The organism is Pseudomonas sp. Irchel s3f10 (genome assembly GCF_900187515.1).
Lineage (GTDB): Bacteria > Pseudomonadota > Gammaproteobacteria > Pseudomonadales > Pseudomonadaceae > Aquipseudomonas > Aquipseudomonas tensinigenes.
Map to the genome: position 1 here is coordinate 1,021,050 of NZ_FYDZ01000001.1, position 15,515 is coordinate 1,036,564.

The following is a 15,515-nucleotide window of genomic DNA, read 5'->3' on the forward strand; positions in this document are numbered from 1 at the left end:
TCACTACGCCAGTTTGACTGTTTCAGTCTGAGCGTTGTGCTCAGGGCGGATCTTGAACCAGATGGAGTACATCGCCGGCAGGAACACCAGCGTCATGATGGTACCGACGAACGTGCCGCCAATCAGGGTGTAGGCCAGCGTGCCCCAGAACACCGAGTGTGTCAGGGGAATAAACGCCAGGATGGCCGCCAGCGCCGTCAGCAGTACCGGCCGCGCACGTTGCACCGTGGCTTCGACCACAGCGTGGAACGGGTCCAGCCCTTCCAGCGTGTTGTGGTGGATCTGCCCGATCAGAATCAGCGTATTGCGCATCAGGATCCCCGACAGCGCAATCAGCCCGACCAGCGCATTGATGCCAAACGGCTGATTGAAGATAAGCAGCGTCGGCACCACACCAATCAAGCCTAATGGCGAGGTGAGGAAGACCATGATCATCGCCGCGATCGAACGCACCTGCACCATGATGATCAGCAACGTCATGGCGATCATGATCGGCAGCAAAGGCAGGATCGCCTTGCCCGCTTTGCCGGACTCCTCGATGGCACCCGCCTGCTCGATTCGGTAACCCGAAGGCAGTTTTTCAATGATCGGCTGCAATTGCTTGAGGATCTCACCCGACACATCCGGAGGCTGCAAACCTTCGGCAATGTCGCCCCGCACGGTGATGGTCGGCGTGCGATCACGGCGCCGCAGAATCGGATCTTCCATGCGCACGTCGACCTCGCCGATCTGCGACAACGGGATGCGTTGCCCCGCTGCGCCGACCAGGGTGAAGCCTTTGATTTGCGCCGGGTCGAGCCTGATATTGCCCGCCGCACGCCCGACGACCTGCACAGAACGAATATCCTCGCGCACCGCGGTGATCGGCACTCCGCTCAGCAGGAACTGCAGTTGCTGGGCAACCGCATTGGAGGTCAACCCCACTGCTTGCAGACGGTCCTGATCGAGACTGAAATGCAAGGTCGGGGTCAGCGATCCCCAGTCAGTGTTCACGGTTCTCATCATCGGGCTGTCTTGCATCACGCCGCGGACCTGCTCGGCGATGTCGCGCAACTTCGCCGGATCAGGCCCCATCACCCGGTAGGCAACCGGGAACGGCGAATAAGGACCAAAGACAATTTGCGTGGCCCTGACACGGGCCTCCGGCGCGAGTCCTTCAGCCACCGCTTTGCGCAGCCGGAACTTGAGGGTTTCGCGGGCCTCCTGACTGTCCGTCAGCACCACGATTTTGGCAAAAGAAGGATCGGGTAATTCTGGCGCCATCGCCAGGAAGAAACGTGGCGCACCTTGGCCGATATAGGCCGTGACGATTTTGGCCTCATCCTGCTTTTGCAACCAGGCTTCGACCTTGGCGGCCGCGTCACTGGTCTGCTCGATCGAAGTGCCGTAGGGCATCTGCACCTCGATCATCACCTCGGGGCGGTCGGAGGTCGGGAAGAACTGCTTCTTCACCAGCCCCATGCCTGGCACGGCGACGAAAAACAGCGTGACCACCGTACCTGCCACCAGCCACTTGCGAGCAATCACCGCGGTCAGCAACCGGCGGAAGCGGTTGTAATTCGGTGTGTTGTAGATCGCCACGTGGCCACCTTCGACCTTCTTGATGTCCGGCAACAACTTCACGCCCAGATACGGGGTGAACGCCACCGCAACGACCCAGGACGCGATCAACGCGATGCCGACAATCCAGAACATGTTGCTGGTGTACTCGCCGGCAGTCGACTGCGCAAAACCGTTCGGCAAAAAGCCGATTGCGGTCACCAGCGTACCGGACAGCATCGGCGCCGCCGTATGGCTCCAGGCATACGCGGACGCTTTGATGCGGTCGTAGCCCTCCTCCATTTTCACCACCATCATTTCAATGGCGATGATCGCGTCATCGACCAACAGCCCCAGCGCGAGGATCAATGAGCCGAGGGTGATGCGATCAAAGTTCTTGCCGGTAGCAGCCATCACCACGAACACGATCGCCAGGGTCAACGGCACAGCCGCGGCGACCACTACCCCTACCCGCCAGCCCATGCTGAGAAAGCACACGAGCATGACCACCAGCAGCGCGACAAAAAACTTGACCATGAACTCGCCGACCGCCGAGTCGATATTGACCGCCTGGTCGGTGACTTTGGCGAGGGTCATGCCCAATGGCATTTCCGCATTGATCCGCGCGGTCTCCGCATCCAGCGCCTTGCCCAGATCCAGACCGTTCCAGCCCTCGCGCATCACCACGCCCAGCAGCAGCGCGTCTTCGCCGTTATTGCGCACGACAAAGGTGGCCGGATCTTCGTAACCGCGTTCAACCGTCGCGACATCAGAGAGCTTGAGTGTGCGCCCCTGAACAGAGACCGGTGTGTCGCGAATTTTCTGCACCTTGTCGAAAGCACCGTCGAGACGCAGAAACACCTGCGGCCCATTGGTTTCGATGGACCCGGCGGGCGTCAGCACGTTCTGACTGTTCAGCGCGGCGAAGATGTCTTGTGGTGACAAGCCGAGAGTCGCCAAGCGGTCATGGGAAAACGAGACGTAGATACGCTCGGCTTGCTCACCGATGATATTGACCTTCTTCACCCCCGGCACATGCAGCAGACGCTGGCGCATGGCTTCGGCATCACGCACCAGCAAGCGCTGCGGCTCGCCTTTGGCTTTCAAGGCGAACAGCGCGAAGGTCACGTCGGAAAACTCATCGTTGACCATCGGCCCGATCACACCGGCCGGCAGCCTGATGGCTTCATCGTCGAGTTTCTTGCGTGCTTGATAGAACTCTTCCTGCACTTGCGAGGGCGGCGTGCTATCGAGCAACGACACCATCGTGAACGCCAGTCCCGGACGGGTGTAGGTTTCCGAGCGGTCGTACCACTTGAGTTCTTGCAGGCGCTTTTCAAGGGGTTCAGCGACCTGATCCTGCATCTCCTGCGCCGTCGCGCCCGGCCACGCGGTAATCACGGTCAACTGCTTGACCGTAAACGGTGGATCCTCCGCACGCCCCAATTGAAAGAACGACAACGTCCCGGCAACGGCAATCAGGAAAATCAGGAACACCGTGATCGCCCGCTCGCGAACGGCGATGGCGGACAGGTTGAATCGCCCCTGGCTCATGGGCGACTCCCGGCAACGCTGGCTTCGCTCTGTTGCGGTAATCGCACCTCTTCGCCATCGCGCAGCAGATGGGCGCCCAACGCCACCACCTGCTCACCGGCAGTGAGGTCGCCGGCGATGCGCGCCGAATCATCGCTCAATCCCAACACCTGAACCGCGCGCCAGGTCACTGTTGCCGGTGTTCCGGCGATGACCCACACCCCGGGGCCTTTGCCCGGATCGTAAATCGCTGCGATGGGGACTTGTAATGCCTGTGTCTGGGTGGCGCCTTCGGCAATGCTGAGGGTCACGGTCGCACCGATCGGCGCATTGGCCAATGGCCCCTCGAGCACATACCGCGCTTCGAATGTGCGCGTCGTGCGGTCTGCGGAGTCCGAAAGCAGCCGCAGCTTTGCCGTAACCGCCGCTGAATTGACCCCGTAGAGGCTGGCTTGCGCGGAGGAGCCGGCGGTCGGACGTAGCGTTTCGGGCAAATGCACGATGGCTTCGCGTTGCCCTGCGCGGGCCAATCGCACCACCGGTTGTCCCGGACTGACGACTTGTCCGGGTTCGGCGAGTGTTTCCACCACCACGCCGTCTGCATCAGCGACCAGCAGCGCATAACCTGAAGCATTACGCGCCACGTCCGCTTGCGCTTGCGCGGCGTTGAGCTGCGCTTTTGCCGTCTCCGCGGCGGCTCTGAACTGATCGTAGGCTGATGCCGAAATGGCGCCAACGCCGACCAGTTTGCGATAGCGAGCCTCATCGTCGGCTGTCTGTTTGGCGCTGGCGCGAGCAGCGATGACCGCCGCCTGCTGCGCCCGCGCTTGCAGTCCGAGATCGATCGGGTCGAGACGCATCAGCGGCTGACCCCGCTTGACGGCCTGCCCCGTATCAACCAGACGTTCGAGCACTTTGCCCGATACGCGAAAACCCAGGTCGCCCTGAATGCGCGCCGCGACCACTCCGGTGAAAGAGCGAGCGACATCGGGTGACGCTTGAACCGCAGCGGATCTGACCAGCGGCGCCTGCGTACGGGGATCTGCAACGCTGGAAGATTCGCCACAGGCGCTCAGGGCGAGAGGCAACAAGCATGCGGCAATGGGGAAAGGTCGAAGCCGGCGCATAGATTCCCTTACTGAGGAATAGGATGATCATCATATTCTCAGTCCTGTGACTAATATCGTCAATAGTCACTATTTGAGAAATGACTGCATCCCGACCATCAGCAATATCGGCCTACGAATCGACTCACATGCCCGACTAAAAACGGTAGCTCACCGAAGTCCCCAGCCCGCTCGCACTGTTCTTGTATCTGGCACTGTAGGCACCTCTCGATGCCGAGGTGTCGTTGACCTCGACGCTCTCCTCCCAAAGGTAGGAATAAGCCAGGTCGATCGTGACATTTTCCATGGGCGTCCAGCCTGCCCCGAAGCTGAGCACCTTGCGGTCGCCCGTCGGAATGCGCGGCCCCCGGTTGGTGTTGTTGGCCGGTGACTGATCAACCGAGAAACCGGCACGAAGCACCCATTGGTTATTCAATTGATAGGCCGCACCGATCGCGTGAGCCCAGGTGTCGTGCCAGTTCTGCTCTTCGCTGATCGTCCCCAACTGGCCACTCAGCAACGGCGGCAAGCCACTGTTCTCGATCGTCAGCTCCTTGAAGCGGCTCCAGCGCGTCCAGGTACTGCCCAGATAAAGCGTCCAGTCGTTATTGAATTGATGCGTGACCGAAAAATCCACCGACTCCGGCGTGTCCACGTCCAGCGATGCGTCATAGCTGCGGCCGCTGACGCCCAGCACGCTGAAGATGCCATCGGTGACCTTGGTTTTCGCATCCAGGTGGTAACTGACTTTGGAGTGATAGGTCAGCCCCAGGCGGGTCCGGTCTGTTGCCTGCACCAGCACGCCGGCGTTGAAGCCTAGCGCGGTGTCATCGCCGGTGCTTTTCAGCTTGCCGTCATTACGCCCTGGGCTGAGTGGATTGGGGACCATGCCCGATATCTCGCCGCTGATACGGTTGATGGTCGGACCAAAGCCGATCGAGACTTTTTCGTTAAAGGCGTAGCTGATGGTCGGCTGGAAAGTCAGCGTGGTGACTTCACTCTTGTTGGCGTAATAGCGCCCGGCAAAACCACTGCCGTAGTCGGTGATCAGCCCGAATGGTACATAAAATCCGACGCCGAATGCCCAGTGGTCATCGATGGGTTTGACGTAATACCCCATCGGTACGGTGGTCGTCGGCACCATGTCGCCGTCTTCATTGCCGCCGAACGTACTGCGCGTGCGGCTGATATCAGACTTGGCGAACAGCGTCGCCGCGCCCACGCTCACCTGCTCCCGTTTAAGCCGCGCCATGCCCGCCGGGTTGCCGTAGATCGTACTGGCGTCTTCGGCTGAAGAAGAGCGCCCGGCAAAACCGGAGCCCATCCCGCTGATGCTTTGTTCGTTGAGTGCAAAGCCACCGGCAAACACATTAGAAGACGCAAGCACGAAGGCCAGGCCCACGGGGCTCTTGAGCATTGTTTTTTTCATTATTGGACTCTATGGAGATCACTGGAATAGAACATCGAGCACTACAGCGAAGCCATACTATCCATGTGACCAATTCAGTCAATGGTCACGACAAGCTAAATTCAACGCCCTCCCGGCACTGATGTGCCGGTGGGCAGGAAACGTAATGAGGGGGGATGTCGTCTGACTGGAATCGCCTGAAAACCTTGCTCAGCGATGGGTCAAGGCATGAGGCTGCGCAGGATGAGGTTGGTCGTCAGCGTGGGCGCTTGTTCGATCAGATCCAGATTGTGTTGCAACAGCAGCGGATTGACGAAAGGCCGCAACGCCAGATTGATCGCGTCGACGGTCTCGTCCAGCGGCGTCTTGCGCTCGAACTCCCCCGCTTCTCGCCCTTGACGCACGATATCGAGGATAAAGGCCTTGATCTGCGCTTCATACACCTGGGCACTGTTCCAGCGCTCCGATGCGGAAAACGCCGCGATGTCGTAGAGCTTGCGATCGTTGAAGAACAGGTCCACGCCCGTTGCGATCACGGTTTTCACCAACCTGCGCAAACGCTCGGTGGCTGAAACCTCTTCGGTATTAACCGCTTGTTCGACTGCTGCAGCGATTTGGCCCAGACAGTTGGCGCAAATGGCCTCGCCAATCGCCTGCTTGGAATCGAAGAATTTATAGATGTAGGCCTTGGAAAAACCGATGGCCTTGGCCAGGTCGGAAACCGTGGTTTTACCGTAGCCGTATTGGCTGAAATGCTCGTTGGCCGCGGCGACAATCTGGTCACGAATGTCGTGTTCGGCGGGACCGCGAGTGTTCGGCGAGGAGGTAGAGAGGGATGGCTGATTCATGGGGGCAGCTTACTCACCCTATCAATGGCTGACAACTCGCCGAGCATTGTTGAGCGTGTTACACCACGGCGGCTTCAATCGTTCTCGAGCGCCACGCAACCCCCAACACCATCAGCAACCCCAGGCCCGCCATCGCCGCTCCGGCCAGGGAGATCGCCGGATAACCCAGCCCACTGCTGATCACCGCGCCGCCCAGCGCCGCGCCAATCGCATTGCCGAAGTTGAAGGCGCCGATGTTCACTGCTGAGGCCAGATTGGGCGCGTCCTTGGCCGCTTCCATCACACGCATCTGTAGCGGCGGTACCAGGGCGAAGCTGGCAATACCCCAGATCAGGATGGCCACGGCGGCCGGCAGCGGCCAGCGCATCAGTACGGTGAACGCCAACAAGACGACAATCAGAACGCTCAGCGAGACGATCAGGGTGCGATCGATCGAGCGGTCAGCGGCCTTGCCGCCCCACATGTTGCCCAGCGTCAACCCGACACCGTAAAGCATCAGCATGGCGGTGATGAAGGCGGTGGACGCATGGGTCTCGCTGCTGAGAATCGGCGCGATGTAGGTGAAAACGGTGAACATGGCACTCGAGCCGACGACGGTCAGGGCCAGCGCGGCCAGCACCGGGCCACGCCCCAACACTCGAATTTCTGCCATGACACCGACGCTTTGCGGCGCCCGCACGTTGGGCAAGGCGAACCACAACGCGGCCATCGTCACTACGCCGAGGCCGGTAATCCCCCAGAAAGCCGTGCGCCAGCCGAACAGTTCACCAAACCAGGCGGCCAGCGGTACACCACCGATGGTCGCCAGCGTCAGGCCCATGAACATTGCCGCCACTGCCCCGGCACGTTTTTCCGGGGCGACCAGGGTGGCGGCGACGACGGAGCCAACGCCAAAAAAGGCACCGTGGTTCAGTGAAGTCACCACCCTGGCGACCATGAGACTGTAGTAATCGGTGGCCAGAGCTGACATCAGATTACCCAAGGTGAAAATCGCCATAAGCCCAATCAGCAGATAGCGCCGGGGAATCTTGCCGGTGGTCAGGGTCATCAGCGGTGCGCCGAGCAATACGCCCAGCGCATAAGCACTGACCAGCAAACCGGCAGCGGGAATGGAAACGCCCAGATCCGCAGCGATACCCGGCAACATGCCCATGGGGGCGAATTCTGTAACGCCGATGCCGAAGGCACCGATGGCGAGTGCAACAAGTGGTGGATTGATACGCATGGAAAGCTCCTCATCTATGCTGCCAATGCTACGATCCTGTCTTTTCAGGCGGTAGATAGCATTTTTGGCAATCACCTTTGCGTAGGAGGCACAAGTGGATTTCAACGGCAGGTCAGGTGAAATGAGCGTGTTCACCACCGTGGCGCAGGAAGGCAGCCTGTCGGCCGCCGCGCGTGCATTGGGCCTGACGCCCTCGGCCGTCAGCCGGATCATTGCGCGCACCGAGCAACGGCTTGGCACTCGCCTGCTGTTGCGCACCACCCGCGCGATCACCTTCACGGCCGAGGGCGAAGCGTTCCTGCGCGGCGCCCGGCGGATCCTCGCCGACATGGATGAGGTCGAAGAAGCCATCGCCGATCAAGGCGTGCCCAGAGGGCGATTGCGGGTCAGTGCCGCTCTTGGCCATGGGAGGCTGGCCATCGTGCCATTGGTCGCAGCCTTCAGCGCCCGTTACCCGAACATCGTCGTCGACCTCACCCTCGGCGACGAAGTGGTCGACATCCTTGGCGGACAGGCCGACGTCGCGGTGCGCTTCGGCCATCTGCCCGACAGCCCGCTGACCGCACGCAGGATCGGCACCACCGGCCAGGTCGTGGTGGCATCGCCCGGGTATCTGCAACGTCACGGCATCCCGCAGGAACCGGAAGACTTGCTCCAACACAACTGTCTGCGCTTCAACTTCCGGCGTGCCGAACCCAACTGGCCGTTTATCCGCGATGGCAAAGTGTTTTCCCTGAAGGTCACCGGCAATATCGAATGCAGCAGTGGCGAAGCGTTGGCACAACTCGCGCGAATGGGCGCCGGCATTGCGCGTATCGGTGCGTTCAGCGTGAGTGAGGATCTGCAGCGTGGCGACCTGATTGCGCTGCTGGAAGCGTGGAATCCCGGGGACCAGGAACCGATTCATGCGGTGTTCATCGGCGGCGCAACAATGCCGGCGCGAGTGCGATTGTTTGTGGACTTCCTGGTGGAACATCACCGGATGTCAGCCGAGACCTAAGGTGATATTTGCCGATACCGGTGATGTTGAAGTGGCCATGGCCTTTTTGGACGTTTTACCAATAGGTGTTTGCCCTACAGGAGCAATCGTGAGCACCGACATGGTTGACCGAAAAATTTTAACAAAGTCTTGTGTTATTCACGCAGAACCTTCCGCTCTCTGCATGTGCACGAAACTTTTCTTACATGCCCAATTTTGATGCTCAATTAGTTAACCCTCCAAAAACAAAGCTTCTACGCAGCATTGTTTATTTACCAAAATGGTGCACGAAAAAATAGTTTGACAGCGTGTTTTGAGTTGATCTTAATTGTCCCGTCACTCAACTGCATTGCAAAGCAAGTCCGTTGCTTTGGACGGTAAAAAGCTTTTTATATTGCGCAGTTTAATAAGCCTTTCTGCCCCTCTGCCTTGTTGAGTTGACAAGGCGGTTCTCGCCAACTACTGTGATTTCGAGTTCGTTTTACATGCGACGTCTACAATGGTCTGCGCCGAGAGCTCCCATGTTGAGCCAGTCCGTTTTATGGACTGGAAGCTTCTGAAAGTAAACGTGTTAATCACCCATAAATACGTAGAGGCAAGAATGGAATCTCAAACATACGAAGTTGTCTTTGGCAAAGAACGTCAACTTGATATGCCAATTATTGCGCCGACCAACTGCGAAGTGGTTTTTTCAAGTAAGGACGAGCTGGATAAGTGTATTGTTGCAGTGATGGAGTCTGACGAACGACTGGGAGCTCGACCGGTTGAGGCCGTTTTCTACGACTGGCAACTGGCTACGGTGATAAGGGGGCTGACCATGTTCTTCGGCGTAAGATGGTATGATCGAGAGTATTTTGATAAAAACCGAGATATTTATAAGAATAAAATGCACAACCACCTCTTTTCGAAGTTTGGCGTGAGTGCAGAAAGCTTCAAAGTTAATCATTTTGTAGCCGGCTGATTCGTATAAAGGGTTCGCAATGGCGTGGAGCTGTTGCGAACTTCATACGAAGCAAGGAAATTATCAATTGAGTATATTTCGAAAGTATCTTTGCCTGGACTTGTTACTTTGGATCTACCTCGGCTGTTGGAATACGACGCTACCTCTGATTATCGTGCAGCGAGGAAGCCTGCTGGAGCTGGCTGCCTACGAATCAGCGCTCGCGCTCGCGGCGATCATTTCAATGTTGTGTCTGGCGCCGCGTGTTGAGTCAATGCGCCGCAGCACGGCGCTCAAGGTAGGCTGCTTTGCGATCTTGATGGCCAGCGTATTGCGCTACTTTTTTGCCGCAAACTGGTATTCCCTTGATGCGCTGATAGTGATCGATGTGATCGCGGCATCAGCATTTGGAATGATCCAGCCTCTCTTGAGTATCTATCCTGCGGAAACCGTTGATAAACATCGGACGGACGCTGCATTTCGCCTCCGGCGCATCGTTGTTACTGTCGGCCGGGTTGCTGGGCCTTTACTGGCGGGTATGGTGATTACGGTTTCCTCACTGGAAGTCTCGCTGCTATTTGTGTCGATAGTGGGATTTCTCATTGTGGTTTTAGCCATGGCGTTACCGGTGAGTGCAGCCCCTGCCCTGCAACCCAGAAAATCATCAGCCGATCTTATTAATGACATGCTTTTGGGGCTTAAACTCAAATGCGTTCTACCGCCAGAACAATTTTTGACTTTTTCAGGGTTGCTACTGGGTTTGGCCGTAACCGCCACCGTACCGATGCTGGTTCCAGCGCTTATACACGCGCGCGGCCTCGTTGAAGGTAGCGTTGGCCTGTTCAATGCGTTGTTCGCGGGTGGAACCGTTGCAGGTTTGTTCTTCTTAAGCCCGCTGATTAGCAAAAAGGAAAATCAGCGCAACAAGTATCTTGGATCTTGGGCCCTATTAACGTTTGCACTCTGTGCAGCGACACAAGCCGGCGAAATCTGGCAGTTGAGTACTTGCCTGTTTTTCGCCGGGGCGGCGAGTGCTTGCATTACGATGGTCGGAATGGACAAGAGGGTCATGTCGATCCCCTCCGGCGTACGCGTGCGACTGATGGCATCGACATTAGTGATCAGTCAGCTAGGCGGCTCGGTGTCATTCATGATGACGGGCGCCATCATGTCCAGATCCGGTGCAACCAGTTTGATGTGGCTTTATCTCGGGGTATTTCTGGTTCTCGTCATATATTCCATGCGATCAAAAAAGATATGGCACTTCCTGGAGGATGACGCTGAGTCAGAGCTGTATTACGCAAAAAACCATCCGAAACTGGCGGCAGTCATGACTCCATGAAATGTCTCCTGAAAATGTGCCCGACATGCCGGGACGACGCGATCATCCATGTTCCGCTGCCAACACTGACCTGAACTGAGAAATGCTCTCCGGAGATAACCCGGCACCTTCAAACACTGCGCAGGTGAAGCTAACGGGGGCGTTGCCTGGAGCAGTAATGATGCGGTCTGCTATCACCGCTATCGAGCTGCTTCGGTAGTTACAGCCAATCCACCCTGCGAACGAAACTGCCCCGTAGTGGGAGCAAAAAACCTGACGTCGATCCCATAAAACGGGGACGCCGTACCAGCAATGAAAGCATATCCCCAGTCCGCAAAACCGGGGGGCAGTATCAAACCCACGCGTGCCATCAGTCAGATCCTCCATGAGTGCCCGTAACCTATGACGACAACAAACAGACATCAAGGGCAGCTTCGGGGTCCAAAGCAGTCAAAAACAGACGTCTGAATAACCGTGCTTGTATATTCCCGGCAGGCTGATCTTCACTCCCCCTGCGCGGAATCAGAGAGGTACATTCATGGATCAGAAAAATGGCCAACGTGCCAACGCCGACTGGGTCATCCGCAGTGTTCAACCCGGAGGCATCGAGCGTATCGAAGCGTGGTTCGGCAGCCACGGCTACGATCCTCATCGACACGACACCTACTCGATCGGCCGTACGTTGGCGGGCGTTCAGAGCTTTCACTACGCAGGCTCGCTGCGCCACGGTGTTCCCGGCAACACGCTCGTGCTTCACCCCGACGAACTCCACGATGGTATGGCCGGCACCGACGCAGGCTTTCGTTATCGAATGGCCTACGTTGATCCGTCATTGATTCAGAACGTCCTGGGTGGGGAACCCTTGCCCTTTATCGCAGGGGGACTGTCGAGCGATCCGCGTCTGTTCCATGCCAGTGAAGCATTCGTGCAAGCGGTGGATTATCCACTGGAAACACTGGAGGAACAGGACGCGCTGTATGACCTGGCGATGGCGTTGCGTGCCGTCGCGGGCAAGCCGCGTGGGCGCAAGCGTCTGGATTACCGCGCAGCCGAGCGCGCCAGAGCATTCATCCTGGAACATCTGCACACCTGCATTTCGCTGGAGATGCTGGAACATGCCAGTGGGCGCGAACGCTGGAGCCTGTCACGCGACTTCAGAACACTTTACGGTACGAGCCCTTACCGATTTGTCACCCTGCGCCGTCTGGATCGGTTCCGCGCATTGGTGCTTGAAGGTTTCACCTTGGTGGATGCGGCCCTTGTCGCGGGTTTTCACGATCAAAGTCATATGACGCGACACTTCACCCGCTGCTACGGAGTTCCGCCCATGCGCTGGCTGGAACGATTGCGGGCCGCACGCTGACTTGCAGGATCGTACAAGAGCGCCCTGCTCCATGCTCTATAGGATGACGACTTCGACCACAGAGGATCTGTCATGTCAAAGCTCCGTCATCAACAATCATCAGTTCCTGTAAACCTGGCACGTAAAGCTTCGCTCATCGAACAGCAATGGAGCCCCAGGGTTGTTGCAGAGATGAATGACTACCAGTTCAAGGTTGTGCGAATCGAAGGCGAATTCATCTGGCACTCACATCCTGAGACCGACGAAGCATTTCTTGTCCTGGAAGGCACCTTGCGCATCGACCTGCCGGATAGCTGCGTCTATGTGAATCCGGGTGAACTGTATGTAGTTCCCCGTGGTGTTGAACATCGGACGGCTGCTGAAGGTGAAACAAAACTGATGATGATCGAGCCACGAGGTATTTTGAATACCGGGCATGAAGATGGCGAAAGAACGGCTTTGAACGACGTCTGGATATAATCCAGCGTCATCCTGTGTAATGTCTGAGCTGAGTTGGAAATAGTTGACCTTGACCGGTAGCTATCGGCCAATAGCAGACGTTCGTGAACGACCAGTTTCGACCCAAAACGGACATTCATTGCAGGCAACTATCGGCCGATGATTGTCTATCACGAAGTATTTACTTATGGCGTCATGAGCCAACTAAGGTTTAGATTTAACAGTTGCATTTTAAACTTATTGAGGTGCGACAATCTCACATCCCCGCAGAGAACTCAGGTGGATATTTGATTGCAGTTCGTATCGTACGCAAGGCGTCATCGTATTGGCAAAGAACATGCAAAGCCCAATCGGCACGTGCGCGGATGCGAACATCATTTTCATCTGAAGGGCATTCACTGTTAAGCATTGATTCAACGTTTCTTATAATCAGTTGCTCAGGCAAATACAGGATCCGGCTATTTTTATAGCTCGAAGCACGTAACTCTGTAATTGGATAGGCTCCCCCAAGTCCAGCCGAAACGCCAACCAGAAGCGCGGGCTTATGTCCTAGTTCGCTGAGCCCTGCGTACAAAAAGAAGTTCTTCAGGGCCGGGCAAGCCATGCCATTCCACTCAGGGCTAATCACGATCAATGCTGTTGCTTTTTTGAGGATGGATTGCTGGACACTCCAGGCTTTCTGAGTGTCTTCTTCTGGCCACAGCGGTAGCGGGCTCGACGCCAGATCTATTAGTTCGCTTGAGTCACAAAGCTCAAGTGCTTCTAACCGCTCGCGCAGATAATGGGCAACTTTGATTGATTGACTGTTGAATCTATTCGATCCAGACAGCAGAACGATATGACGACTCATTGTGCGATCTTCTGTTTAGCTTTACTTACCTTGGGTGCGGTGCGATGGGAGCGAACGATTGGCCAGAACAATTCTTCTTTCCAGGTTATCGGTGACAAGTGTTCGATACCGTATGCTGGCGGACGTCTACGGGTAATTTTGGCTGTTCCGAACAACACATCCCATAAGAACAACAGGTTACCGAAATTACCTTTGTAGTGAGTCACGCCGTCCTCTGCAGTCAAACCGTGATGCGCAGAATGAGTGGATGGAGTGGAGATGGTTCGCTCCAGAACCCAAATGATCGGCCGTAAAGCACGAATGCGATAAAGTTTTTCGTCCCATGCAACATTGCTGTGCGCCGCGAAAATCACAGTCATTTTTATAACCAAATAAACATAATAAACGGGTGCGAGCCCCAGATAAATCAACACGCCAGATAGCCAGATACCTGGCATCAAGAGATAGTAGAAACTATTGTTGCGATAGACGATGCGAATACTCATATAGGGCGCGGAATGATGTGCGCGATGCAATGCATAAAGAGCGGGAATCCGATGAGTCAGACGATGCCACCAATATTGGGTCATGTCATCCAGCAGTAGAAACAACGCAAATCCTGCGATCCATGGAATAGAGGACAGCGCGCCCTTCATTTCCGGGATGGCATGATTCAATATCATGCCACTTAGCCACATGACTAAAGGGAATGTGACCATCACTAATATTCCGGAACCGATGACTTCAATGAGTACGTCACGTTTACTACCTGACGACTGACGAAGCGACGAACAAGCGAGTTCCAGTAAAATGAAGGAGAGGAAAATCCCGGCTACTATCACAGCGGGGTTATTGACGAGCATTGTTGTATTCATGGCACTCTCGATTTAGGCCCTTCCGGGCAATGCCCTTTCATTAGAAACCTGCGAGCAAGTCCTCCCAATGCGCGAAATGGACAAAATTGAGCTAGAACCGGCCAACCGCCCGCCCCAACGCTTTCATCGCGGCAGGTTGGGCCAGGTATTGGAGCGCTTCCTTGATAGCCAGGTTGCCCGGAAAAGTACGGATTACAACCTGATCGAACTGGATCAACTGTGGCGCGAAGCGGCACGTATCGATCCGGCGATCGGATTAAAATTGTTCGCGCTATTCACACCCCAGGACTGGCATGTCCTGGCTTATCTTTGCCTGTACAGTCCAGATATTTTGTCAGCCATGCACCTTTGGGCCCGGTACGCACCTCTTGCCTCGGACACAGACAATGTAAGGTTGGTTAATGACGAAAACGGCGTCGGAGTCGAATTGAACGTTGATGCGCCAGGAGAGTTGGCGCGGTATGTCGTCGAACACTACGGGGTGATGTCCATAGCGCAGTTACGACGAGGTACAGGACACAATGTGCAGCCGATTTTGGCAAAGTTCACTCATTCGCGTCCGTCGTATTACAAGCAGTACACCCAATGGTTTGGTGATCGAGTCGAGTTTGATTGCTCGATCAACTGCTTCTATTTTCATCCTCGAAGCTTAAGCCTGCCAATGCAAACCCGTCATCACGGGATGTTGGAGTTATTAACGCAGGAGCTGGATCGACGGATTGCCGCGCATCGGAATTTCAGTGGTTGGTCAGCCAAGGTTGCTGAAGGAGCGCGACGATCTCTAGCGAGACGTGAAATTCCCAATCTGGACAATCTGGCGAAGTCGCTCCACCAGACACCAAGGACCTTGCGCAGACGGCTGGAAGAGCAAGGTACAACCTTCAGACAATTGCTCGATCAGATTCGCGCAGAATTGGAAATGCATCTTGAATTGCAAGGAGAGTCATCAACGGAGATTGCAGCGCAACTAGGTTACAGCGATTTGACGGCGTATCTCCACGCCCGAAGCCGATGGCGTGACATGAAATAAGGTGGCGGCCCGATTTTTTCGTAACCGCAGCGCCATCTCAAAAATTCGCCTCATCCGCGCGGTTGATTGCGCTCGTGCAGT

The 15,515-nt window shown here is 56.2% G+C and carries 13 protein-coding genes and 1 pseudogene; 6 read left to right on the forward strand and 8 right to left on the reverse strand.

Annotation, left to right across the window (positions count from 1 at the left end; all coding sequences use genetic code 11):
* Positions 1–3 precede the first annotated feature (3 nt).
* From CKW17_RS04740 to CKW17_RS04760, 5 genes are all read right to left on the reverse strand, one after another.
* Complete coding sequence (locus CKW17_RS04740; RefSeq protein ID WP_095118926.1) at positions 4–3,093, reverse strand: efflux RND transporter permease subunit; 3,090 nt, start codon at positions 3,091–3,093, stop codon at positions 4–6.
* Positions 3,090–4,199: an efflux RND transporter periplasmic adaptor subunit gene (locus CKW17_RS04745; RefSeq protein WP_095118927.1), complete on the reverse strand. Its 1,110-nt coding sequence runs from the start codon at positions 4,197–4,199 to the stop codon at positions 3,090–3,092. Before CKW17_RS04745 ends, CKW17_RS04740 begins: the two co-directional genes overlap by 4 nt.
* A 136-nt stretch (positions 4,200–4,335) precedes the next feature.
* Positions 4,336–5,607 carry an OmpP1/FadL family transporter gene (locus CKW17_RS04750; RefSeq protein WP_095118928.1) on the reverse strand — a complete coding sequence of 424 codons (1,272 nt, stop codon included), beginning with the start codon at positions 5,605–5,607 and terminating at the stop codon, positions 4,336–4,338.
* 200 nt (positions 5,608–5,807) lie between these two features.
* Positions 5,808–6,434 (reverse strand): TetR/AcrR family transcriptional regulator, encoded by a 627-nt coding sequence (locus CKW17_RS04755; protein WP_095118929.1) that lies wholly within the window; start codon positions 6,432–6,434, stop codon positions 5,808–5,810.
* 58 nt (positions 6,435–6,492) lie between these two features.
* The gene (locus CKW17_RS04760; protein WP_095118930.1) at positions 6,493–7,659 is read right to left on the reverse strand and encodes an MFS transporter; all 1,167 of its coding nucleotides are present in this window, start codon (positions 7,657–7,659) and stop codon (positions 6,493–6,495) included.
* A gap of 94 nt (positions 7,660–7,753) precedes the next feature.
* Here CKW17_RS04760 and CKW17_RS04765 point away from each other — a divergent pair, with 94 nt between their 5' ends.
* The 3 genes from CKW17_RS04765 (at position 7,754) to CKW17_RS04775 (ending at position 10,920) form a co-directional block, all read left to right on the forward strand.
* Positions 7,754–8,659: a LysR family transcriptional regulator gene (locus CKW17_RS04765; RefSeq protein WP_095118931.1), complete on the forward strand. Its 906-nt coding sequence runs from the start codon at positions 7,754–7,756 to the stop codon at positions 8,657–8,659.
* Positions 8,660–9,239: 580 nt separating this feature from the next.
* Positions 9,240–9,599 (forward strand): hypothetical protein, encoded by a 360-nt coding sequence (locus CKW17_RS04770; protein WP_141234552.1) that lies wholly within the window; start codon positions 9,240–9,242, stop codon positions 9,597–9,599.
* 67 nt (positions 9,600–9,666) lie between these two features.
* The gene (locus CKW17_RS04775) at positions 9,667–10,920 is read left to right on the forward strand and encodes an MFS transporter (RefSeq protein ID WP_095118933.1); all 1,254 of its coding nucleotides are present in this window, start codon (positions 9,667–9,669) and stop codon (positions 10,918–10,920) included.
* Positions 10,921–10,962: 42 nt separating this feature from the next.
* Here CKW17_RS04775 and CKW17_RS30525 read toward each other — a convergent pair.
* A pseudogene (locus CKW17_RS30525) lies at positions 10,963–11,270 on the reverse strand (hypothetical protein).
* Positions 11,271–11,437: 167 nt separating this feature from the next.
* On the opposite strand from CKW17_RS30525, the gene CKW17_RS04785 reads away from it, so the two are divergent.
* Both CKW17_RS04785 and CKW17_RS04790 read left to right on the forward strand, forming a co-directional pair.
* The gene (locus CKW17_RS04785) at positions 11,438–12,262 is read left to right on the forward strand and encodes an AraC family transcriptional regulator (protein WP_095118934.1); all 825 of its coding nucleotides are present in this window, start codon (positions 11,438–11,440) and stop codon (positions 12,260–12,262) included.
* A 72-nt stretch (positions 12,263–12,334) separates the two neighbouring features.
* The gene (locus tag CKW17_RS04790; protein ID WP_095118935.1) at positions 12,335–12,721 is read left to right on the forward strand and encodes a cupin domain-containing protein; all 387 of its coding nucleotides are present in this window, start codon (positions 12,335–12,337) and stop codon (positions 12,719–12,721) included.
* Between the two features lie 235 nt (positions 12,722–12,956).
* Here the strand turns inward: CKW17_RS04790 and CKW17_RS04795 are convergent, their stop codons facing one another.
* Together CKW17_RS04795 and CKW17_RS04800 are read right to left on the reverse strand one after the other, a co-directional pair.
* Positions 12,957–13,550, reverse strand: a complete 594-nt coding sequence (locus tag CKW17_RS04795) for an NADPH-dependent FMN reductase (protein ID WP_095118936.1) — start codon at positions 13,548–13,550, stop codon at positions 12,957–12,959.
* Positions 13,547–14,404: a sterol desaturase family protein gene (locus CKW17_RS04800; protein WP_095118937.1), complete on the reverse strand. Its 858-nt coding sequence runs from the start codon at positions 14,402–14,404 to the stop codon at positions 13,547–13,549. The genes CKW17_RS04795 and CKW17_RS04800 overlap by 4 nt, the downstream gene beginning before the upstream one ends.
* Before the next feature lie 67 nt (positions 14,405–14,471).
* Here CKW17_RS04800 and CKW17_RS04805 point away from each other — a divergent pair, with 67 nt between their 5' ends.
* Positions 14,472–15,434 (forward strand): AraC family transcriptional regulator ligand-binding domain-containing protein, encoded by a 963-nt coding sequence (locus tag CKW17_RS04805; RefSeq protein WP_034154100.1) that lies wholly within the window; start codon positions 14,472–14,474, stop codon positions 15,432–15,434.
* Positions 15,435–15,515 lie beyond the last annotated feature (81 nt).

Coding starts and splice junctions, on each gene's coding strand:
- CKW17_RS04740 (WP_095118926.1), bottom strand. CDS start 3,093: ATGAGCCAGGGGCGATTCAACCTGTCCGCCATCGCCGTTCGCGAGCGG.
- CKW17_RS04745 (WP_095118927.1), bottom strand. CDS start 4,199: ATGCGCCGGCTTCGACCTTTCCCCATTGCCGCATGCTTGTTGCCTCTC.
- CKW17_RS04750 (WP_095118928.1), bottom strand. CDS start 5,607: ATGAAAAAAACAATGCTCAAGAGCCCCGTGGGCCTGGCCTTCGTGCTT.
- CKW17_RS04755 (WP_095118929.1), bottom strand. CDS start 6,434: ATGAATCAGCCATCCCTCTCTACCTCCTCGCCGAACACTCGCGGTCCC.
- CKW17_RS04760 (WP_095118930.1), bottom strand. CDS start 7,659: ATGCGTATCAATCCACCACTTGTTGCACTCGCCATCGGTGCCTTCGGC.
- CKW17_RS04770 (WP_141234552.1), top strand. CDS start 9,240: ATGGAATCTCAAACATACGAAGTTGTCTTTGGCAAAGAACGTCAACTT.
- CKW17_RS04785 (WP_095118934.1), top strand. CDS start 11,438: ATGGATCAGAAAAATGGCCAACGTGCCAACGCCGACTGGGTCATCCGC.
- CKW17_RS04790 (WP_095118935.1), top strand. CDS start 12,335: ATGTCAAAGCTCCGTCATCAACAATCATCAGTTCCTGTAAACCTGGCA.
- CKW17_RS04795 (WP_095118936.1), bottom strand. CDS start 13,550: ATGAGTCGTCATATCGTTCTGCTGTCTGGATCGAATAGATTCAACAGT.
- CKW17_RS04800 (WP_095118937.1), bottom strand. CDS start 14,404: ATGAATACAACAATGCTCGTCAATAACCCCGCTGTGATAGTAGCCGGG.
- CKW17_RS04805 (WP_034154100.1), top strand. CDS start 14,472: ATGCGCGAAATGGACAAAATTGAGCTAGAACCGGCCAACCGCCCGCCC.